The sequence below is a fragment of the Nocardioides sp. YIM B13467 genome, from assembly GCF_042788075.1.
Taxonomy (GTDB): domain Bacteria; phylum Actinomycetota; class Actinomycetes; order Propionibacteriales; family Nocardioidaceae; genus Nocardioides.
The window spans coordinates 1,940,150-1,959,918 of sequence record NZ_JBHZPJ010000046.1; the positions used below are offsets into that span (position 1 = coordinate 1,940,150).

The 19,769-nt window shown below is 70.1% G+C and carries 22 protein-coding genes and 1 riboswitch; of the genes, 10 read left to right on the forward strand and 12 right to left on the reverse strand.

The genetic code is table 11. The features are described 5' to 3' along the window. Nucleotides 1-47: 47 nt before the first annotated feature. The 7 genes from thiC to ACFX43_RS16380 form a co-directional block, all read right to left on the reverse strand. Complete coding sequence (thiC, locus tag ACFX43_RS16350) at nt 48-1,736, reverse strand: phosphomethylpyrimidine synthase ThiC (protein WP_378829444.1); 1,689 nt, start codon at nt 1,734-1,736, stop codon at nt 48-50. Continuing rightward, nucleotides 1,733-2,518 (reverse strand): bifunctional hydroxymethylpyrimidine kinase/phosphomethylpyrimidine kinase, encoded by a 786-nt coding sequence (gene thiD, locus ACFX43_RS16355; protein ID WP_378829448.1) that lies wholly within the window; start codon nt 2,516-2,518, stop codon nt 1,733-1,735. Before thiD ends, thiC begins: the two co-directional genes overlap by 4 nt. Next, nucleotides 2,515-3,150 carry a thiamine phosphate synthase gene (locus tag ACFX43_RS16360; protein WP_378829453.1) on the reverse strand — a complete coding sequence of 212 codons (636 nt, stop codon included), beginning with the start codon at nt 3,148-3,150 and terminating at the stop codon, nt 2,515-2,517. Before ACFX43_RS16360 ends, thiD begins: the two co-directional genes overlap by 4 nt. Continuing rightward, nucleotides 3,147-3,914, reverse strand: a complete 768-nt coding sequence (locus tag ACFX43_RS16365) for a thiazole synthase (RefSeq protein ID WP_378829458.1) — start codon at nt 3,912-3,914, stop codon at nt 3,147-3,149. The genes ACFX43_RS16360 and ACFX43_RS16365 overlap by 4 nt, the downstream gene beginning before the upstream one ends. Beyond that, entirely contained in the window at nt 3,911-4,111 is a 201-nt protein-coding gene (thiS, locus tag ACFX43_RS16370) for a sulfur carrier protein ThiS (RefSeq protein WP_378829463.1), read from the reverse strand. Before thiS ends, ACFX43_RS16365 begins: the two co-directional genes overlap by 4 nt. Continuing rightward, nucleotides 4,108-5,112: an FAD-dependent oxidoreductase gene (locus ACFX43_RS16375; RefSeq protein ID WP_378829471.1), complete on the reverse strand. Its 1,005-nt coding sequence runs from the start codon at nt 5,110-5,112 to the stop codon at nt 4,108-4,110. The genes thiS and ACFX43_RS16375 overlap by 4 nt, the downstream gene beginning before the upstream one ends. Beyond that, nucleotides 5,112-5,717, reverse strand: a complete 606-nt coding sequence (locus ACFX43_RS16380; protein WP_378829479.1) for a thiamine phosphate synthase — start codon at nt 5,715-5,717, stop codon at nt 5,112-5,114. The genes ACFX43_RS16375 and ACFX43_RS16380 overlap by 1 nt, the downstream gene beginning before the upstream one ends. Then, nucleotides 5,711-5,820, reverse strand: a riboswitch (TPP riboswitch). Its footprint overlaps the gene before it by 7 nt. Before the next feature lie 272 nt (nt 5,821-6,092). Between ACFX43_RS16380 and ACFX43_RS16385 the strand changes: the two genes are divergently transcribed. From ACFX43_RS16385 to ACFX43_RS16420, 8 genes are all read left to right on the forward strand, one after another. After that, a complete protein-coding gene (locus ACFX43_RS16385; RefSeq protein ID WP_378829487.1) occupies nt 6,093-7,526 on the forward strand; it encodes a Gfo/Idh/MocA family protein in 1,434 nt (477 codons plus the stop codon). Between the two features lie 35 nt (nt 7,527-7,561). Beyond that, nucleotides 7,562-8,563, forward strand: coding sequence for an NEW3 domain-containing protein (locus tag ACFX43_RS16390; RefSeq protein ID WP_378829493.1), 1,002 nt, complete (start codon nt 7,562-7,564; stop codon nt 8,561-8,563). 93 nt (nt 8,564-8,656) lie between these two features. Further along, on the forward strand, nt 8,657-9,556 hold the full coding sequence (locus ACFX43_RS16395; protein WP_355021897.1) for a Gfo/Idh/MocA family oxidoreductase: 900 nt from the start codon (nt 8,657-8,659) through the stop codon (nt 9,554-9,556). A 159-nt stretch (nt 9,557-9,715) separates the two neighbouring features. Continuing rightward, nucleotides 9,716-11,404, forward strand: coding sequence for a fumarate hydratase (locus tag ACFX43_RS16400; RefSeq protein ID WP_378829507.1), 1,689 nt, complete (start codon nt 9,716-9,718; stop codon nt 11,402-11,404). Nucleotides 11,405-11,461: 57 nt separating this feature from the next. Continuing rightward, a complete protein-coding gene (locus tag ACFX43_RS16405; protein ID WP_378829514.1) occupies nt 11,462-12,406 on the forward strand; it encodes an ABC transporter ATP-binding protein in 945 nt (314 codons plus the stop codon). Next, a complete protein-coding gene (locus tag ACFX43_RS16410; RefSeq protein WP_378829521.1) occupies nt 12,403-13,269 on the forward strand; it encodes an ABC transporter permease in 867 nt (288 codons plus the stop codon). The genes ACFX43_RS16405 and ACFX43_RS16410 overlap by 4 nt, the downstream gene beginning before the upstream one ends. 3 nt (nt 13,270-13,272) lie before the next feature. Then, complete coding sequence (locus tag ACFX43_RS16415; protein ID WP_292648302.1) at nt 13,273-13,506, forward strand: helix-turn-helix transcriptional regulator; 234 nt, start codon at nt 13,273-13,275, stop codon at nt 13,504-13,506. A 176-nt stretch (nt 13,507-13,682) separates the two neighbouring features. Further along, nucleotides 13,683-13,982, forward strand: coding sequence for a zf-TFIIB domain-containing protein (locus ACFX43_RS16420; RefSeq protein ID WP_378829536.1), 300 nt, complete (start codon nt 13,683-13,685; stop codon nt 13,980-13,982). A gap of 45 nt (nt 13,983-14,027) precedes the next feature. Here the strand turns inward: ACFX43_RS16420 and ACFX43_RS16425 are convergent, their stop codons facing one another. The 5 genes from ACFX43_RS16425 to ACFX43_RS16445 form a co-directional block, all read right to left on the reverse strand. Further along, nucleotides 14,028-14,573, reverse strand: a complete 546-nt coding sequence (locus ACFX43_RS16425) for a GNAT family N-acetyltransferase (RefSeq protein ID WP_378829548.1) — start codon at nt 14,571-14,573, stop codon at nt 14,028-14,030. Nucleotides 14,574-14,635: 62 nt separating this feature from the next. Next, nucleotides 14,636-15,667 carry an SPFH domain-containing protein gene (locus ACFX43_RS16430; protein WP_378829556.1) on the reverse strand — a complete coding sequence of 344 codons (1,032 nt, stop codon included), beginning with the start codon at nt 15,665-15,667 and terminating at the stop codon, nt 14,636-14,638. 15 nt (nt 15,668-15,682) lie between these two features. Next, the gene (locus ACFX43_RS16435) at nt 15,683-16,129 is read right to left on the reverse strand and encodes an NfeD family protein (protein WP_378829563.1); all 447 of its coding nucleotides are present in this window, start codon (nt 16,127-16,129) and stop codon (nt 15,683-15,685) included. A 60-nt stretch (nt 16,130-16,189) separates the two neighbouring features. Beyond that, a complete protein-coding gene (locus ACFX43_RS16440) occupies nt 16,190-16,690 on the reverse strand; it encodes a DUF6328 family protein (RefSeq protein WP_378829570.1) in 501 nt (166 codons plus the stop codon). Then, nucleotides 16,690-17,556 carry a glucose 1-dehydrogenase gene (locus ACFX43_RS16445; RefSeq protein ID WP_378829575.1) on the reverse strand — a complete coding sequence of 289 codons (867 nt, stop codon included), beginning with the start codon at nt 17,554-17,556 and terminating at the stop codon, nt 16,690-16,692. Before ACFX43_RS16445 ends, ACFX43_RS16440 begins: the two co-directional genes overlap by 1 nt. A gap of 36 nt (nt 17,557-17,592) precedes the next feature. Here ACFX43_RS16445 and ACFX43_RS16450 point away from each other — a divergent pair, with 36 nt between their 5' ends. Further along, complete coding sequence (locus ACFX43_RS16450; protein WP_378829578.1) at nt 17,593-18,279, forward strand: spermidine synthase; 687 nt, start codon at nt 17,593-17,595, stop codon at nt 18,277-18,279. 18 nt (nt 18,280-18,297) lie between these two features. Next, nucleotides 18,298-19,701, forward strand: a complete 1,404-nt coding sequence (locus ACFX43_RS16455; RefSeq protein WP_378829587.1) for a class II fumarate hydratase — start codon at nt 18,298-18,300, stop codon at nt 19,699-19,701. Nucleotides 19,702-19,769: the final 68 nt, after the last annotated feature.

Here is a 19,769-nt window from a genome sequence, read left to right on the forward strand (position 1 = left end):
GACAGTGCCCGGGCCCGGCGACGGAGCCAGGGCACTGTCGCGTCGGGTCAGTCGGCGAGCGGGAGGTAGACACGGCTCCCTGCGGCCGCGAACTCCTTCGACTTCTCCAGCATCCCCGCCTCGATCTCCTCGGGGGACGCGCCGTTCTCGCCACCGAAGCGGTCGCGTACGTCCTGGCTGATCTTCATCGAGCAGAACTTCGGGCCACACATGGAGCAGAAGTGGGCGGTCTTGGCGTTCTCGGCCGGCAGGGTCTCGTCGTGGAAGCTCTCCGCGGTGACCGGGTCGAGCGAGAGCGCGAACTGGTCGCGCCAGCGGAACTCGAAGCGAGCCTTGGAGAGCGCATCGTCGTGATCGCGGGCGCCGGGGTGGCCCTTGGCGATGTCGGCGGCGTGAGCGGCGAGCTTGTAGGTGATCACGCCCGTCTTCACGTCGTCCCTGTCCGGCAGGCCGAGGTGCTCCTTGGGGGTGACGTAGCAGAGCATCGCGGTGCCGTGCATGGCGATCGTGGCCGCGCCGATGGCGCTGGTGATGTGGTCGTAGCCGGGCGCGATGTCGGTGGCGAGCGGACCGAGCGTGTAGAACGGCGCGCCGTGGCACCACTCCTGCTGCAGGTCGACGTTCTCCTTCACCAGGTTGAGCGGGACGTGGCCGGGGCCCTCGACCATGACCTGTACGTCGTGCTCCCAGGCCCTCTCGGTCAGCTCGGCCAGCGTCCGCAGCTCGCTGAGCTGGGCCTCGTCGTTGGCGTCGGCCGTGGAGCCAGGGCGGAGGCCGTCGCCGAGGGAGAAGGCGACGTCGTACTGCTTGAAGATCTCGCAGAGCTCGTCGAAGTGGGTGTAGAGGAAGCTCTCCTGGTGGTGCGCGAGACACCAGCCGGCCATGATCGAGCCGCCTCGGGACACGATGCCGGTGACGCGGTTCGCGGTGAGCGGGACGTATCTCAACAGGACCCCCGCATGGATCGTCATGTAGTCGACGCCCTGCTCGGCCTGCTCGATGACGGTGTCCCGGAACACCTCCCAGGTCAGCTTGTCGGCCTCGCCGTTGACCTTCTCCAGGGCCTGGTAGATCGGGACGGTGCCGATCGGGACAGGTGAGTTGCGCAGGATCCACTCGCGGGTGGTGTGGATGTCGTCGCCGGTGCTCAGGTCCATCACCGTGTCCGCGCCCCAGGTGATCGCGTGGGTGAGCTTGTCGACCTCCTCCGCGATGCTGCTGGTGACCGCGGAGTTGCCGATGTTGGCGTTGATCTTCACCAGGAAGCGCTTCCCGATGATCATCGGCTCGGACTCGGGGTGGTTGACGTTGTTCGGGATGATCGCCCGGCCCGCCGCCACCTCCTCGCGGACCAGCTCGGGGTCGCAGCTCTCGCGCACCGCTACGTAGGCCATCTCCTTGGTGATGATGCCCTGGCGCGCGTAGTGCATCTGGGTGACGTTCTTGCCTCTGCGCGGCGGCCGGCGCTCGCCCTGCCACTCCTGGGTGGCTTCGCCACGGCGTACCGCGGTCTTGCCGTTGTCCCGAAGGTCCGTCGGGCGTCCTTCGTACTGCTCGGTGTCGCCGCGCTCCTCGATCCATTCGAGGCGGCGGGGCGGAAGGCCCTGCTCCGGCTGCGAGCCGGGGCCCTCGGTGCAGTAACGGTCGAAGGTCTCGCCGTTGGTGAGCGCGACCCGGGTCACCGGGACCTTCAGGTCGCCGATCTCGAGGCGGGTGTGGGCGGGGTGGACGGTCATCGGATCTCCTTGGTGATCAGGTGGGCGATCGGTCCTCGGCCGCGGCCGAGGGTCCAGTGCTGGCTTCTGGTGAGCTGTCGGGTGACGTACGCCGCGGCCCGCTCGGCCGCGTCTCGCAGCGACGCTCCGTGGGCGAGGTGGGCGGCCAGGGCCGAGCTGTAGGTGCAGCCGGTGCCGTGGTCGTTCTTGGTCGGGACGGCGGGGTGAGTGAGCGGGATCGGCGGTCTCCCCGGCTCGGCGAGCCAGTCCGTGCACGTCCCGATTGCCTCCGGGTCGCCGCCGGTGACGATCACGGCCGGCCTCAACCCGGCCAGCTCCCTGGCCAGCTCCTCGGGCGATCCGTCGTGCCCGGCCAGGGCCCGGGCCTCGTCCAGGTTGGGGGTGACGACGGTGGAGACGGGGAGCAGGTGGTCGAGATAGGCGCGGCGTACGTCCTCCCCGCCGAGCACCGCGCCGGAGGTGGCGACCAGGACGGGGTCGACGACGAGCGGCCGGCCGGCGCAGAGGCGCGCGACGAGCTCGACCACCTCGGCGCTGCCGAGCATGCCGGTCTTGACCGCCGCGACCGGGAGGTCGTCGAAGACGGCGTGGAGCTGTGCCTCGACGGTGGCGACCGGGACCGCGTGGATATCGCTGACCCCGGTGGTGTCCTGGGCGGTGACGGCAGTGATCACGCAGGCTCCGTGGACCCCGATCGCGGCGAAGGTGGCCAGATCGGCCGCCGTGCCCGCCGCTCCCCCGGAGTCGGTGCCCGCGACGGTGAGCGCAACTGGCGGATTCAAGACGTCACCGCCGTCGTGCCGACGGCGGCCAGCAGGTCTCGTACGACCTCGGCCGGCTCCTCCGCGCGCATCACCGCACCCATCACGGCCACCCCGTGGGCCCCGGCCGCAACCGCCTCAGCGGCGTTGTCCGGGGTGATCCCACCCAGGGCGTACGTCGGGAGCGGCAGGTCAGCGAACGCCCCCGGCCCGAGCGGCGGTCCGTAGCCCGGCTTGGACTCGGTCAGCGCGTAGGGGCTGAGCATCGCGTAGTCGAACCCCTCCTCGGCGGCGGTGGCGACATCGGTGGGGCTGTGGCAGCTCCGGCCGAGGTGTAACACGCTGTTCGTAGGTCTATCCGGTCGTTCCGATAGGGCGAGTAGTCCTACGAACGACGTGTTACAGCTCGCGGAGGCGGGCAGATGCAAGCCGACTGAGGCGGGGAGAGGGGTGTGGGCGGCGATGACGTTCAGGCCGAGTCCAGCGAGGAGCTCGGCCAGCTTTGCTCGATGCTCCAGGGGCTCATCGAGCTCACGGAGTACGACGTGGGTCAGGCCGGCCTCGGCGCACGCTGCCATCGTCGCGACCAGGCTGCGGCCGAGCGGCAGCTGAGAGCGGTCGGTGAGGACGAGCAGTCGCGGCAGCCCGGTCATGCGATCCGGCCTTCCATCGGAGACGACGCCCGCGCGACCGCTTGGCGCGGGATCCGGCCGGCGGCGCGGGCAGCGTGCCCGGCCTCGACGGCCAGGCGCAGCGCGCGAGCCATCCCGACCGGGTCGTCGGCGCGGGTCACCGCGGTGGCGGCGAGGACCGCGGAGCAGCCGAGCTCCATCGCCAGGGCCGCGTCCGAGGCCGTCCCGACGCCGGCGTCGAGCACGACCGGCACGGACACGGCGGCGACGACCGCCTCGATCGCGTACGGGTTCAGCAGTCCCAGCCCCGAACCGATCGGCGAGCCGAGCGGCATCACCGCCGCGCAGCCGGCGTCCTCGAGCCGGCGGGCGAGGACGGGGTCGTCGGTGGCGTACGGAAGGACCGTGAAGCCCTTGCGCACCAGCTGCTCGGCGGCCTCGACGAGCTCGACGGCGTCTGGCATCAGCGAGGTCTCGTCGCCGATCACCTCCAGCTTGACCCAGTCCGTGTCCAGCGCCTCGCGGGCGAGCTCGGCGGTCAGCACCGCCTCGCGTGCCGAGAGGCAGCCCGCGGTGTTGGGCAGGATCGGCACCTTCGCTGCGCGCAGCGTCTCGAGCAGCCCACCGGAGGCCGTCGAGGACGTACGCCGCATCGAGACCGTCACCAGACCGGGCTCGGCCGCGTCGATCACGTCGGGGAGCAGGGCCAGGTTGGGCAAGCCACCGGTGCCGAGGAAGAGGCGTGAGGACAGCTCGCGCCCGGCGATCTTCAAGATGCTGCTCATCCGCCCTGCACCGCCGTCACGATCTCGACGACGTGACCGTCCTGGAGCTGCCATCGCGCCCAGTCGTCGCGCGGCACGATCTCCTCGTCGACGGCGACGGCGATGCCGCTCGGCCGCCGGTCACCGGTCCTGGCCTCGAGCAGGTCGGCAACGGTGCCACTGACCTCCATCGGCTCGCTGTTCACGATGATCTTCATCCGTCCTCCTTCATCCGGAACCGGCGCGGATCGACCGCGGGCTCCACTGACCCTGTCTCGATGTGATCGGCCACCAGCTGCGCGATGAGCGGCGCGAGCAGGACACCGTTGCGGTAGGCACCCGCGGCGAGCACGACGCCCGGCTCGTGGGTCGGGCCGACCAGGGGGAGGTTGTCGGCGGTCCCCGGGCGGTCCCGCGAGGTCACCTCCACCACGCTCGCGCGGTCGAGCGCCGGCACGACCCGGCGGGCGGAGTCGAGCAGCCGCCACACGCCCTCGACGGTCGGCTGCAGCGGACCGTCGCGCTCCTCGGTGGTGGCCCCGATGACCACCTCGTCGCTGTCGATCCGCGGCACCACGTAGATCTGCTCGCCGTGCGCCCAGGCCCGCACCGTCCGCTCCACCGGTTCCTGCGTCCGCACCCGCACGACATCTCCGCGCACCGGGCGGATGAGGGAGGAGTACGGAGCGGGGAGGTTCACCCCCGTGGCGATGACGGTGACGTCAGCGACTGTGTCGGTCTCGACACGGTCGCCGACCCGATCGAGCAACGCCGCGACAACGGCACGCGGGTCGACCGAATGGTCCTCGGCGAGGAAAGCCCCACCGGCGACCCGGCCGAGTCCGGGTTCGCGGGCGAGCAGCTCGCGGCGTACGAGTCTCTCGTAGGAGACCCCGGCGAGATCGAGCACCGAGAGCTGCCGCTCGACCTGCTGGACGTCCCCGGCATCGACACCGACCAGCAGCGTCCCGCGGGTGTGCACGGGCACCCCGAGCCGGGCGGCGAAGTCGGGCCAGAGCGCGAGGGAGGACAGGCAGAGCCGGGTCAGCTCCTCCTCGCCGTACCAAGCCTCACCGGCTGGGCTGAGCATGCCGGCCGCGGCGTACGACGCTCCCGAGCCCGGCGCCGGATCGACCACCGTGACCTCGTGCCCACGGCGGATCAGCTCGTCGGCAACGGACAGCCCGACGATCCCGGCACCGAGGATCCGCACGCGCATCAGCCGACCGCTTCCACGAGCTCCTTCGCGGCCTGGAGTGGGTCGGGTTGTCGCCAGAGCCCGCCGATCACGGCGACCCCGTGGGCACCGGCGGCACGTACGGCACCGGCGGACTCTCCCGAGATCCCGCCGATCGCGATCAGCGGCAGGAGACCCGCTGCGGCCGAGACGGCGTCGACGCCCAGCGGATCGGGAAGCCCGGCCTTGGAGGTGGTGGCGAAGACCGGTCCGAAGCCGGCGTAGTCAGCGCCCGCGGCGGCAGCCGCCTCGACCGCGGCACGGTCGCGGCAGGTCGCGCCGACGAGAAGACCCGGAGCGACCGCGTCGGCCATCCGCCGAGCCTCGGCCAGCGGCAGGTCGGAGGCACCGAGGTGGACGCCGTGCGCACCGGCAGCGAGCGCCACGTCGAGACGGTCGTCGACGACCACACAGGCGTCGTACGTCCCGACCCGCTCGATCACGGCCGCGGTCAGAGCGAGCAGCTCGCGGGTCGTCGCTGCCTTGTCGCGCACCTGGAAGCCGGCGACGCCGAGCTCCGCGAAGGCAGGCAGCAGCGCGAGATCTTCGCTCGAGGAGACCAGGCAGAAAATACGTGGAAGAGGCACAACCAATCACTTCCTTCGCCGGCATGATCCGGATCAGGTGTAACGGTCGGAGCGGCCTTAGCTCCCTCTCAGCCCGCTGCCGCGGACTCCCGTGTGGACGTCTCCGACCATAGCGCGCACCACCGAGAACCCCCAGCCCTAGGCCCATCCAGCGGGATACCTCTGGTAGGCCGAGATCCGCGGCGCCGTCGCCCCTGACCCCCGCGACGAGCCGATCGTGTCGATCGACGATCGCGGCGCGCGAAGGTCTGGCGCCGCGATGTGACGTGCCCTACAGTCTTCCCTGAGCGATTGATTCTGCCGATACAAGTGTTGATTCGATCAAAAACGATCACTCAGGCCGTGTCGGCCCGACCTCGACTTCGGAGCGAAGACATGCAGACGACGTCCATCACCACGCCCGACACCAAGCTCGCAACCGGGTTCTCCCGGCGCAGCGTCCTGGGCTCCGCCGCCGCAGTGGGCGGGGCAGCCCTGGGCATCGGCGCCCTCACCGCCGGCGCCACCCCGGCGCGGGCAGCCGGCCAGCGCACCATGGTCAACCAAGCCTTCGAGGCGCACGAGATCGTCCGCATCGGGCTGATCGGCCTCGGGAACCGCGGCTTCGGCATGGCCCGTGGCTGGGCCGACATCCCCGGCGCGCAGGTGGTCGCGGTGTGCGACATCCGCGCCGACCGCGCCACGCGGGTGGCCGACGACCTCGTCGCGCGCGGCAAGACCCGCCCCAAGGAGTACGGCGGCAAGCGTGGCTCCTTCAAGCAGATGCTCGACCGCGAGGAGCTCGACCTCATCTACATCGCCACCCCCTGGGAGTTCCACTACGACCAGGCGCGGACCTCGATGCTGGCCGGCGCGCACGTCGCCGTCGAGCTGCCGATCGCCACGCAGCTCAACGAGCTGTGGGACCTCGTCAACACCTCCGAGATGACCCGGAAGCACCTGCTGCTCGCCGAGAACTGCAGCTACGGCCGCAACGAGCTGGCGATGCTCAAGATGGCGCACGAGGGGGTCTTCGGCGACATCACCCACGGCGCCGGCGGCTACCTGCACGATCTGCGAGCCCTGCTGTTCAACGACGGCTACTACACCGACGACTGGCGGCGCCTGTGGCACACCCGCAGCACCGCCAGCTTCTACCCGATGCACGGCCTGGCGCCGATCGCTGCCGCGATGGACGTCAACCGCGGCGACCGAGCCGTCACGCTGGCCGCCACCGCGACCGCGCCGCGGGGCCTGGCCGACTACCGCGAGCGCTTCGTCCCCCGCGACCACCGGTCGTGGAAGGAGGAGTACATCAACGGCGACCGCATCAGCTGCGAGATCACCACTTCCGGGGGTCGCACCATCAGCGCCGAGCACAACGTGAGCCAGCCCCGGCCCTACAGCCGCATCAACAGCATCGAGGGCAGCCGCGGCCTGTTCGAGGACTACGTCGGCGGCGACTCGACCGGCGCCCGCGTCTACGCCGAGCCGCTGCACAGCGGCGACACCTGGCGCGGCTTCAAGGCGCTGCGCCAAGAGTTCGACCACTGGCTGTGGAAGGAGCTCGAGGACGACGCCTCCGGGAGCGGTCACGGCGGCATGGACTACATCCTGCAGTGGCGTCTCATCCAGACGATGCGCGCCGGGCTGGTCCCCGACATCGACGTCTACGACTCGGCCATGTGGTGCTCACCGGTCCCGCTGAGCGTCGAGTCGCTGGCCAAGAAGGGCAAGCCGGTGGAGATCCCCGACTTCACCCGGGGCAATTGGCGCAAGCCGAGGGTCGGCCTCGACTCGCACCAGACCGAGATGCCCCCCGTCCCCTGATCCCTACCGACCTCACCTTCCGAAAGGCACCTACCATGGTCGCTCCGTCGTTCATCGCCCGCGCGGCTCTCGCGCTCACGATCGCCCTCGGCGGTCTTCTGGTGGCCCCCGCCGCCACCACAGCGGCACCGGCAGCGGCTGCGGCGACCACGGACACGGTCGGCGTCACCATCGGAGCGGTCGACCTCGACGGGCCGGCCATCGTCGAGGTGCCGGTCACCGTCCGCAACCAATCGACGGCGGCGCTGCGCAAGCTCACGGTCTCGCTCCGGGGACCGGTGGGCTGGCAGGTCGCCCCGGCTTCGCGGTCGGTCTCGGGAGCCGTGAAGCCGGGCGCCAGCGCCACCGTCACCTTCTCGGTGCGGGTGCCTGCGCGGCGTCCGGGCTTCCATCTGCGCACCTTCACCGCCACGGCCGCCTACCGCGGCGGTGACGGCGCGGGTGCCGCGGTCGGCACGCGGGTGGAGCGCTCCGGCGAGCCGATGGCCAATCTGGCGGCGGCCTTCAACAACACCGGGGTCACCGACGAGAGCGCCACCACCACCGGGAACTTCGACGGTGCCGGCAACAGCTTCTCGGCCCAGAAGCTGGCCGACGTGGGCCTGGGCCGGGGGGCCGAGGTCGAGGCGCTGGGCGCCACCCTGACGATGCCCGACGTCGCGCCCGGCACGGCCGACAACGTCGCCAGCGGCGGCCAAGCCGTGAAGGTGAGCGGCAGCGGCGACGCGCTGGTCCTGCTCGGCTCGGGCAGCAGCTTCGGTGCCACGGGCACGGTCACCGTCTTCTACACCGACGGCACGTCGTCGACGGACGAGACCGGTCTGCCCAACTGGTCGTTCCAGGAGGCCGACGCGCACGGCGCGACGTTGGTCGCCTCGAGCGTCGGTCGCAACCGACCCGACGGGTACGGCGACGCGGCCTACCAGTACCGGGTCTTCGCCAACTCGGTGCCGCTGACCGCCGGCAAGACCGTCGACTTCGTGGTCCTGCCCGCCAACAGTGCCCTGCATGTGTTCGCGATGGGCCTCGCCGGCTGACCCGCTCGGGTAGGTTGCCGAAGTCAGGAGAGCACCCGAGCGAGTTCGAGGATCACATGTCCAGGCACACCCGGCTCGTGGCGGTGCTCACCGATGCCTGAGCGCGTCCTGCGCGTGGGGCTGGTGGGCTCCGGGCCCTGGGCCCGGCTGACCGTGGCGCCGGCGCTCGCCGCCGCACCCGAGGTGCGGCTGACCCACGGCTGGTCGCGCAACGACGCCGACCTCGCCGACCTGGCCCGCCGACACGGCTTCGAGCCGGCGAGCACCTACGTCGACCTGCTGGACCGGGTCGACGTCGTCGCGTTCTGTGTGCCGCCCGACGTCCAGGCCGGGCTGACGCCGGCGGCGTTGGACGCCGGCAAGGCGCTGCTGCTCGAGAAGCCGGTGGCCCGTCGGGTCGAGCAGGCCGAGCGGCTGCACGGACATCCCGAGCCGGTGCTCGTCCACTACTCCCGGCTGCTCGACAGCACCGTCGCCCCGTGGTTGGACGCCGCGGCTGAACGCACGTGGTCATCGGCGAGAGCGGTGCTCACGAATACGGCCACGGTCGGCGACGACCCCTTCGGCCGATCTGCGTGGCGGCGCGAGACCGACGGCGCCCTGTGGGATCTCGGACCCCACGTGCTCGCCGCCCTGCAGGTCGCGCTCGGTGACGTGACGACCGTCTCGGCCCGCCGTACCGACGAGGGCATCGTGCTCGAGACCACCCATGCGCGAGGGGCGAGCGCGCGGTCGCTGGTGTCGGTCTCGGCGTCCACGAAGCAGGACGTCCTCGAGCTGGTCGGCGCCGACGACTGCGTGCACCGCCTGCCCCGGGACCCACGGCAGGGCGGGGTCCAGACCTACCGCGCGCTCGTCTCCGGCCTGGTGCCGCCGTCCGGCCCGTCCCGCGGCCCGTGCGCCGCGGCGGTGATGGATCCCGCCTTCAGTACCTCCGTGGTGGCGACGCTGGTCGCGGCATCGGCGGCCCTGCGAGCCGGGCCCGCCGCCTGACGGCCGGCTCCCAGCCCCCGCCCCGCGCGTAACAGCCACGACTCCACGCCGCTCTCGAGCAGGCTGGCGCCAACATCCTCTGCCCTCGATGTCGGCCCCGGAGCCGAGGCCGGGACCGAGGCCGGGGGCGAGGCCGGGGGCGGCGTACGATTCTCTTCCGTGGCTGACGTTGAGTTCCGATACTCCGACCTCCTCCCGACCGGCAAGGACGACACTCCTTACCGCTTGATCACGAGCGAGGGGGTGGAAGAGATCGAGGTCGACGGGCGCAAGTTCCTCAAGGTCGACCCCGAGGCGATCCGGCGGCTGACCGCCGAGGCGATGAAGGACATCAACCAGTACCTCCGCCCGGCCCACCTCCAGCAGCTCCGCAAGATCATCGACGACCCCGAGGCCTCCGGCAACGACCGCTTCGTCGCCCTCGACCTGCTCAAGAACGTCAACATCTCCGCCGGCGGGATCCTGCCGATGTGCCAGGACACCGGCACCGCGATCGTGATGGGCAAGAAGTCCGAGGGGGTGCTGACCGGCGCCGACGACGCCGAGACCGTCAGCCGCGGTGTCTTCGACGCCTACACCAAGCTCAACCTGCGCTACTCCCAGCTGGCGCCGCTGACGACGTACGAAGAGAAGAACACCGGCTCAAACCTGCCCGCGCAGGTCGAGATCTACTCGACCACCGAGGGCGAGAACGGTCCGGAGTACAAGTTCCTCTTCATGGCCAAGGGCGGCGGCTCGGCCAACAAGTCGTTCCTGTTCCAGGAGACCAAGGCGATCCTCAACCCCGATCGGATCCTGACCTTCCTCGACGAGAAGATCCGCTCGCTCGGCACGGCCGCCTGTCCGCCGTACCACCTCGCCGTCGTCATCGGCGGCACCTCCGCGGAGTTCGCGCTGAAGACGGCCAAGTACGCCTCGGCCCACTACCTCGACAACCTCCCGACCGAGGGCTCGATGTCGGCCCACGGCTTCCGCGACACGGAGCTGGAGGAGAAGGTCTTCGAGCTCACCCAGTCCTTCGGGATCGGTGCCCAGTTCGGCGGTAAGTACTTCTGCCATGACGTACGCGTCGTCCGGCTCCCCCGCCACGGCGCGAGCTGTCCGGTGGCGATCGCGGTCTCCTGCTCCGCCGACCGCCAGGCGCTGGGCAAGATCACCCGCGACGGAGTGTTCCTCGAGCAGCTCGAGACCGACCCGGCGCAGTACATGCCCGACGCCGGCATGGCCGAGGAGATCTCGGCCGGCGAGGTCGTGGACATCGACCTGAACCAGCCGATGTCGGAGATCCTGGCGACGCTGTCGCAGCACCCGGTCAAGACCCGCCTCTCCCTGTCCGGCCCGATGGTCGTGGCCCGCGACATCGCGCACGCCAAGATCAAGGAGCGCCTCGACGCCGGCGAGGAGATGCCGGACTACCTGAAGAACCACCCGGTCTACTACGCCGGGCCCGCCAAGACGCCCGAGGGGATGGCCTCCGGCTCCTTCGGGCCGACCACCGCCGGCCGGATGGACTCCTACGTCGAGCAGTTCCAGGCCGCGGGCGGCTCGATGGTCATGCTCGCCAAGGGCAACCGCTCCAAGGTGGTGGCCGAGGCCTGCGGGACCTACGGCGGCTTCTATCTCGGCTCCATCGGTGGCCCCGCCGCCCGGCTGGCGCAGGACTGCATCAAGTCGGTCGAAGTGCTCGAGTACCCCGAGCTCGGCATGGAGGCGGTCTGGAAGATCGAGGTCGAGAACTTCCCGGCCTTCATCGTCGTCGACGGCGAGGGCAACGACTTCTTCACCGACCCGAGCGGGACGACCACCGTCCCCCTCACCGGGATCCGGGTCCGCTCCAAGGAGCGCTGAGCCGGGGTCCACCCAATTCGCTGTCGCACTTCGTCTATCGGTCGTAGTATTCCTGCTATGTCCGATAGCGAGAGCACAACAGCGCTCACCGACCTGGCGCTCGACGTGCGCGACCTGCGGGTGCGCTACGGCAGCAACGAGGTGCTCAAGGGCGTGACCTTCTCCGCTCGTCGCGGCGAGGTCGTCGCCCTGCTCGGGCCCAACGGCGCCGGCAAGACCACGACCATCGAGGTCCTTGAAGGATTCCGGATGCCGACGTCAGGCGACGTCTGCGTGCTGGGATCCGACCCGGCACGGGGGGACGAGCGGTGGCGTGCGCGGGTCGGCGTGGTGCTCCAGTCATGGCGGGACCACAGCCGCTGGCGGGTTCGCGACCTGCTCGACTACCACGCGCGGTTCTACGCGCCGTACGCCACCGCTGAGGTCCCTCGCCCGTGGGACGTCGACGAGCTCCTCGCCGTCGTGGGCCTCACCGCCCACGCCGAGCAGAGGGTGATGCGGCTCTCCGGCGGTCAGCGCCGCCGGGTCGATGTCGCGATCGGCATCGTCGGCCGTCCTGAGCTGGTGTTCCTCGACGAGCCGACGGCCGGCTTCGACCCGCACGCGCGACGAGAGTTCCACGAACTGGTGCACCGGCTCTCCGACTTCGAGAACACGACCGTGCTGCTGACCACCCACGACCTGGCCGAGGCGGAGAAGCTCGCCGACCGGATCCTCGTGCTCGACCGCGGCACGATCATCGCCGACGGCAGTCCCGACAAGCTGGCCCTCGACCTCGCGACCAAGGCGGAGGTCCGCTGGACCGCCGGAGGCGAGCGGCACGTGCACGCGGTCGAGGACCGCGACCCGACCGAGTTCGTACGCCGCCTGCTCGCGACCGACCCCGACGTGACTGAGCTCGAGGTGAAACGGGCCAACCTCGAGGACACCTACCTGGCGCTCGTCCAGCGGGTCGAGAGCGGCCAGGCCGAGGAGCACGAGCAGTTGGAGGCGCAGTCATGATCACCACCGGGACGAATGGTACGCGCGCCGTCGCCGTGCGCGCCGGGCTGCACCGCGGCTGGCTGGAGACCAAGTATTCGCTGACCGACGTCGGCGACATCTTCTGGATGCTTCTCTTCCCGATCAGCTTCACGGTGACGCTGCTGTTCATGCGCGGCAACACCGTGCCCGGCACCGACCTCGCACTGGGTGCGATGGTGCTGCCGAGCCTGATCGGGATGTCGATCGCCTTCGGCGGCCTCGCGGGCCCGGCGATGCAGATCGCCACCGACCGCGAGGACGGCACGCTGCTGCGGGCCAAAGCGACGCCCGACGGGATGCTCGGCTACCTGATCGGCAAGATCTGGTTCTTCGGGCTGACCACGCTGGCCAGCCTGGTGCTGCTCGCGATTCCCGCGGTGACGGTGATCGGCGACCTTCGGATCGACGGCCGCACGGCGCTGCTGCTCCCGGTCATCTTCGTCGTCGGCATGGTCGCGACCGTTCCGATCGGGTCGGCGCTCGGCTCGATCTTCAAGTCGAGCGCCCAGTCGATGCTGATCATGCTGGCCTCGATGCTGTTGATCGCGATCTCCGGCATCTTCTACCCGATCACCGCGATGCCCACCTGGCTGCAGTGGGTCGGGCAGGTCTTCCCCTTCTACTGGCTCGGGCTCGGCACCCGGTCCGCGATGATGCCCGCTGGGGCGGAGGCGGCCGAGATCGGAGACTCCTGGCGCACTGTCGAGATGTTCGCCGTCCTCGGTGTCTGGGCCGTCATCGGACTCGTGCTCGCACCGATCGTGCTCCGCCGGATGGCTCGCCGCCAGACCGGCTCCGCGATCGCGGCCGCGCGCGACAAGGTCATGACCAGGGGCTACTGACCTGTGGCCAACGAATCGGACACCGTCTACAACCGGATCGCGATGCTACGCGCCGAGCGCGGCATCTCCCGTCGGGAGCTCGCCGACGCCCTCGGCGTCCACTACCAGACCGTGGGCTACCTGGAGCGGGGCGAATACAGCCCCTCGTTGCATCTTGCTCTGCGGATCGCCGCCTACTTCGACGTCGCCGTCGACGTCGTCTTCGCCATCGAGCCGTTCAAGCGTCTCGGCGACTGATCCCATTCCTTCCGGAGCAGCCGAAGACCCACGATTCGACGGCACGAGGTTCGTCACCGAGCCCTCCGGCACCACCACGGTGCCGCTGACCGGACGTCCGCCTGCGCCGGGCCCTCGGCGATGCGGGGCGACCGGCTAGGTTATGGGCGCCGATCCCCGAAGACGAGGAGACCCCCATGCAGTGCCCCATCGACGGTGCCACCCTGGTGATGAGCGAGCGCCAAGGCATCGAGATCGACTATTGCCCGCAGTGCCGTGGCGTGTGGCTGGACCGCGGCGAGATCGACAAGATCATCGAGCGGTCCGTCGGCGCCCCGCAGCCCGGCAGCTACCAGCAGCCCCGCCAGGAGCAGAAGCGCGACGAGCGACGCTATGAGAAGCGGGAGTACGAGCGGCGCGACTATGACGACGACCGCCGCCACGACAACCGCCGCGGCCACCACCGCGAGTCCTGGTTGGGTGACCTCTTCGGCTGATCCTGCTGGTTACGGTCGCTGGCTCATGTCCTGTGCGGTACCCCGTTACTGGGAGAACCACTCCCGGCGCAGCAGCCCGAACACCCACGAGTCCGAGACGTCGCCGTTCACCACGCAGTCCTCGCGCAGCGTCCCCTCCAGCGTGAAGCCGAGCTTCTCCAGCACCCGGGCGGAGGCGGCGTTGCGGGTGTCGGCCTCGGCCTGGACCCTGTTCAGGTCCAGGGTGTCGAAGGCCCAATCCAGGAGCGCGCCCGCAGCCTCGGTCGCGACGCCCTGACCCCACCCTGCCCTGGCGAGGCAGTAGCCCAGCGAGGCGCTGCGGAAGTCGGGATTCCAAGAGTTCAGGGTGCACCAGCCGGCGAAGGTGGAGTCGCGTTCGATGACCATCCGCGCCCCGCTCCCCTCCTCGGCCATCGCATGGCTTCGGGCGATGAACTGCTCAGCACGCGCCCGCTCGGTCCAGGGTGGCGAGTCCCAGTAGCGCAGGACGTACGCGTCGCTCTGGAGGGCGAACAGCGGCTCGGCATCGGTGACGGCGAACGGCCGCAGCCGCAACCGCTCGGTCGTCAGCGTCGGGGTGGGCAGCGGCACTCGGCCATCTTGTCAGCGACCGAGTGCCCTCAGGAAACGGTTTTCTGCAACCCTCCGCGGCGTCACCCGATGATGCGATCCGCCCGGGCCGACTCCTCGTGGGCCGCCTCGACCGCCTTGGCAGCCTCGTGCTCGGCCTGTTCGATGGCGTCGCGAGGCGAGGGAACCGGCGGCGTACGTCGGGCGTCGTCGTCGCCGTTGTCCGAGACCTTCGCCGACCGCATAGAGGAGGCGTTGTCGGCGAAGGCGCCAGTCACCGTACGCATCGCCTCGGTGAGCTCGCCGGGGATGACCCAGAACGAGTTGCCGTGCGAGGCGAGCGAGGGCAGCATCTCGAGGTACTTGTAGGCCAGGACCTTGGCGTCGGCGTCGTTGGCGTGGACCGCCTGGAAGACCCGCTCGAGCGCCGTGGCCTCACCCTCGGCCTCGAGGATCCGGGCCTGCTGGTTGCCCTCCGCCTCCAGGATGGACTTCTGCCGGGTGCCCTCGGCCTCGAGGATCAGCGAGGCCCGCTTGCCCTCCGCGTGCAGGATGGCGGCACGCTTGTCACGCTCGGCGCGCATCTGCTTCTCCATCGCCTCCTTGATCGAGGCCGGCGGGTCGATCGCCTTGATCTCGACCCGGTTGACCCGGATCCCCCACTTCCCGGTGGCGTCGTCGAGCACCTCACGCAGCCGCGCGTTGATCGTCTCGCGCGAGGTCAGCGTGCTCTCGAGGTCCATCGAGCCGATCAGGTTTCGCAGCGTGGTGACGGTGAGCTGGTCGATCGCCTGCAGGTAGTTGGCGACCTCGTAGGCGGCCGACCGCGGGTCGGTGATCTGGTAGTAGAGCACCGTGTCGATGTTGACCACCAGGTTGTCCTCGGTGATCACCGGCCGGGGGTTGGAGGAGTAGACCGTCTCGCGTACGTCCAGCTTGGTGTTGACCCGGTCCACCAGTGGGATCACGAAGTTGAGCCCCGGCTGCAGGGTGATCCGGTAGCGCCCGAAGCGCTCGATGTTGTAGCGCCGGGCCTGCGGCACGATCCGCACCGTCGAGGCGACCGCCCCCACCACCAGCGCGACCATGACCAGAACGATCAGCAGAAGTTCCATCTCGTACGCCCTCCTCTATGGGGACAGCGACAGCGGGTCGCGCGGGTGCACGAGCGCCGTCGCGCCTTCGATCTCGAGCACGTCGACCCGGCATCCGACCGGGATGACCAGGTCCTCGTCATAGGGGCGGGCGGTCCATTCCTCACCCGCGAGCCGGACCAGCCCGTGCGCGTAGCTCACCTCGGCGAGGACGACCGCCTGACGGCCGACCAGCGCGTCGGTGCCGTCACGTGACGGCGGCGGCACGGCCAGGTGTCGACGCGCCACCGGCCGGACCAGCAGCACGCTGCCACCGCCCGCGAGGACGAAGACGAGCAGTTGCACCAGCACGGGCGCGCCGAGGGCGGCGCTGCCCGCGGCAAGGAGCGCCCCGCCGGCGACGAAAGCGAACGCCAGCGTCATCGTGAACGCCTCGGCAACTCCGAGCAGTACCGCGACGAGGATCCAGAAGAACGACCACATAAGCCCACCAGACTCGGTTTCCGACCAGCGTACTCCCGGTGTGGTGGTGATCACATGGGGTCAGCGAGAGTTGTTTCGCCCATTCAGCATCGGCAGGCCGGCCCACAGCGAGACGAACAGGACCAGGACACCCACCGCGGCGACGACCCCGGCTCCGAAGGAGAGGACGACGTCGAAGACGAGCAGCACCACCAGCGCCGAGGTGACCGCGAATCCTGCCAGTCCGGCGCGGGCACAGGCGTGCGAGGCCGTGACCAGCCACGGCCGCTGGCGACGCCGGAACAGGATCCGGTGGAAGGAGACCGGGGCGATGATGAGGGAGGTGGTGATGACCGAGCCGACCAGCACGACGAGGTAGATCGTCTGCTGATGGTCGGCCAGGTCCGGGAAGCGGGGCGAGAACGGGACCGTCAGCAGGAACCCGGTGAGGATCTGCACACCCGTCTGCAGCACCCGCAACTCCTGAAGGAGCTCGTTCCAGTTACGGGTGATCCGTTCCTCCGGCCCCTCGTCCGGACCGCCGCCCTCGACCTCCTCGCCGTGCAAGCTGCTCGCAGCCATCAGAACACCGGCCGTCCCCCAGTCACCCCGAGGACGGTGCCGGAGACGTAGGACGCCTCGGCCGGAGAGGCCAGGAACACGAACGCGGGCGCGACCTCGGCCGGCTGACCGGCGCGCCCCAGCGGTGTGTTGGCCCCGAACTTCTGCACCTTCTCCGGCGCTTGCGTCGCCGGCTGCAGCGGGGTCCAGATCGGCCCCGGCGCCACCGCGTTCACCCGGACTCCGTCGGGCCCGAGCTCTGCGGCGAGGGTGACGGTGAAGTTGTTGATGGCCGCCTTGGTCGCGGCGTAGTCGAGCAGGCTGGTCGAGGGTTCGTACGCCTGGATCGAGGCGTTGTTGATGACGCAGCCGTTGCTCTTCCGCAGGTGCGGGACGGCGGCCCTGGTCAGCCAGAGCAGGGCGTACAGGTTCGTCTTGAACGTCCGGTCGATCCGCTCGTCGTCCATGTCCGTCAGACCCTTGTCGCGGGCGAACTGGTAGCCGGCGTTGTTGACCAGGATGTCGAGGCCGCCGAGCTCCTGCACGGTGCGTTCGACGACCTCGTCGCACGCCTCGCGCTCGCGCAGGTCGATCGGGATGGCCAGCGGCGTACGTCCGGCCTCCTCGACGAGCTTCGAGGTCTCCTGCGCGTCCGGCTCCTCCTCCGGGAGGTAGGTGAAGGCCACGTCGGCCCCCTCACGGGCGTACGCGATGGCGACCGCGCGGCCGATGCCGGAGTCGGCACCGGTGATGAGCGCGACCTTGCCATCGAGGCGGCCGTGGCCCTGGTAGCTGGACTCGCCGTGGTCGGGCAGCGGGTCCATCTCGCCGGTGAGCCCGGGAGGCTCCTGCTGCTGGGCTGGGAACTGGGTGTCGTCATCGCTCATGACCTGTCCGGTACCCATATCGGACACAATGGAACCGTGAGCGGGAGTGAATCGGTGATCGTCGACGGTGGCTTGGCCCTACGGCACCGAGCGGACGGCCACCTGGAGCTGCGGGCCAACGGGATCTTCGTGATGGACACCCGGGAGACCTCGACCGAGAAGGCGCTGGCCACCCATGCCCTCGAGCTGCACCCGGCGCCGAAGCAGGTGCTCATTGGTGGCCTCGGGCTCGGGTTCACCCTCGAGGCCGTGCTGACCGACCCGCGGGTCGAGGCGGTCACGGTCGTCGAGATCGAGCCGCGCCTGGTCGAGTGGATGCGGACCGGCCGGATCCCCCACGGCCCCGACCTGCTGAAGGACGAGCGCGTCCACATCGAGGTGGCCGACGTGGCCGTGGTCCTGCGGGAGAGCCGGGCCGAGGCGTACGACGTCGTGCTGCTGGACGTCGACAACGGCCCCGGCTACCTGGTCCACGACGCCAACGGAGCGCTCTACGAGGCGCCCGCGCTGGCGGATGCGCGGCGAGCGACGGGCCCGGGTGGCACCGTGGTGGTGTGGTCGGCGGCGAAGGCTCCGGCGCTGCTGGAGGTGATGGCGCAGGTCTTCGACGACGCCGAGGCGCTCTCCTACCCGGTCGACCTGCAGGGGCACTCGGAGACCTACTGGCTCTATGTGGGCCGGCTCTCTGCCGGCGGGGTCTCGCGAGGGAATGGCACCAACTAGTCAAAGGTTGAATCAGACATGGACGACATGAGCTTTCGCATCGAGCACGACTCCATGGGAGAGGTCCGGGTCCCGAAGGACGCGCTGTGGCGCGCCCAGACCCAGCGGGCCGTGGAGAACTTCCCCATCTCGGGTACGCCCATCGAGCCGGCGCTGATCCATGCGATCGGTCATGTGAAGGCGGCCGCCGCCAAGGCCAACTTCGACCTCGGCGTCCTGCCCGGCGACAAGGCCGAGGCGATCATCGCCGCCGCGGGCGAGGTCTCCGAGGGCCGCCACGACGACGCGTTCCCGATCGACGTCTTCCAGACCGGGTCCGGCACCTCCTCCAACATGAACGCCAACGAGGTGATCGCGTCGCTGGCGGCTCGGGCCGGTTCCCCAGAAAATGGGCAGAGCGTACATCCCAACGACCACGTCAACGCCTCCCAGTCCTCCAACGACACCTTCCCGACCGCGATCCACGTCGCGGCCGCCGTCGCCGTCACCGAGCAGCTGCTGCCCGCGATCGACGTGCTGGCCGGCTCGCTCGAGGCGAAGGCCGAGGAGTTCTCCGGGCTGGTGAAGTCGGGACGTACGCACCTGATGGACGCGACCCCGGTCACCCTGGGCCAGGAGTTCGGCGGGTACGCAGCCACCGTCCGCTACGCGGCCGAGCGGCTCGAGTCGGTGCTCCCCAGAGTGCGCGAGCTGGCACTGGGCGGCACCGCGGTCGGGACCGGCATCAACACGCCCGCCGGGTTCCCGCAGGCCGTGATCGCCGACCTCTCCAACCGCACCGGCCAGCCGTTCACCGAGGCACGCAACCACTTCGAGGCCCAGGGCACCCGCGACTCGCTGGTCGAGCTCTCCGGCGTCCTGAAGACGCTCGCGGTCGGCCTGATCAAGATCAACAACGACCTGCGCTGGATGTCGTCCGGCCCCACCACCGGCCTGGCCGAGATCCACCTGCCCGACCTCCAGCCGGGCTCCTCGATCATGCCCGGCAAGGTCAACCCGGTCGTGCCTGAGGCGACCTTGATGGTGGCCTTCCAGGTGATCGGCAACGACGCCGCGGTGACCGCCGCCGGCGCCTCGGGCGCCTTCGAGCTCAACGTCGCGATGCCGGTGATGGCCCGCAACATCCTGGAGTCGATCCGCCTGCTCTCCACCTCGATGACCGTCCTGGCCGAGCGCACCGTCGACGGGATCGTCCCCGTCCCCGAGCGTCTCCGCGCCTACGCCGAGTCCTCCCCCTCGATCGTCACGCCGCTCAACAAGTACATCGGCTACGAGGCCGCCGCCAAGGTCGCCAAGCTGGCCCTGGCCGAGGGCGCCACGATCAAGGACACCGTCATCAAGCTCGGCTACGTCGCCGACGGCACCCTCACCGAAGCGCAGCTGGACGAAGCCCTCGACGTCGAGTCGATGACCCACCCCTGAAACGCCGAGTCGGCTCATCCTGACCAAGAACCACGTCGAGTCGGCGCGTCNCTCGCCGGCACCCAGGC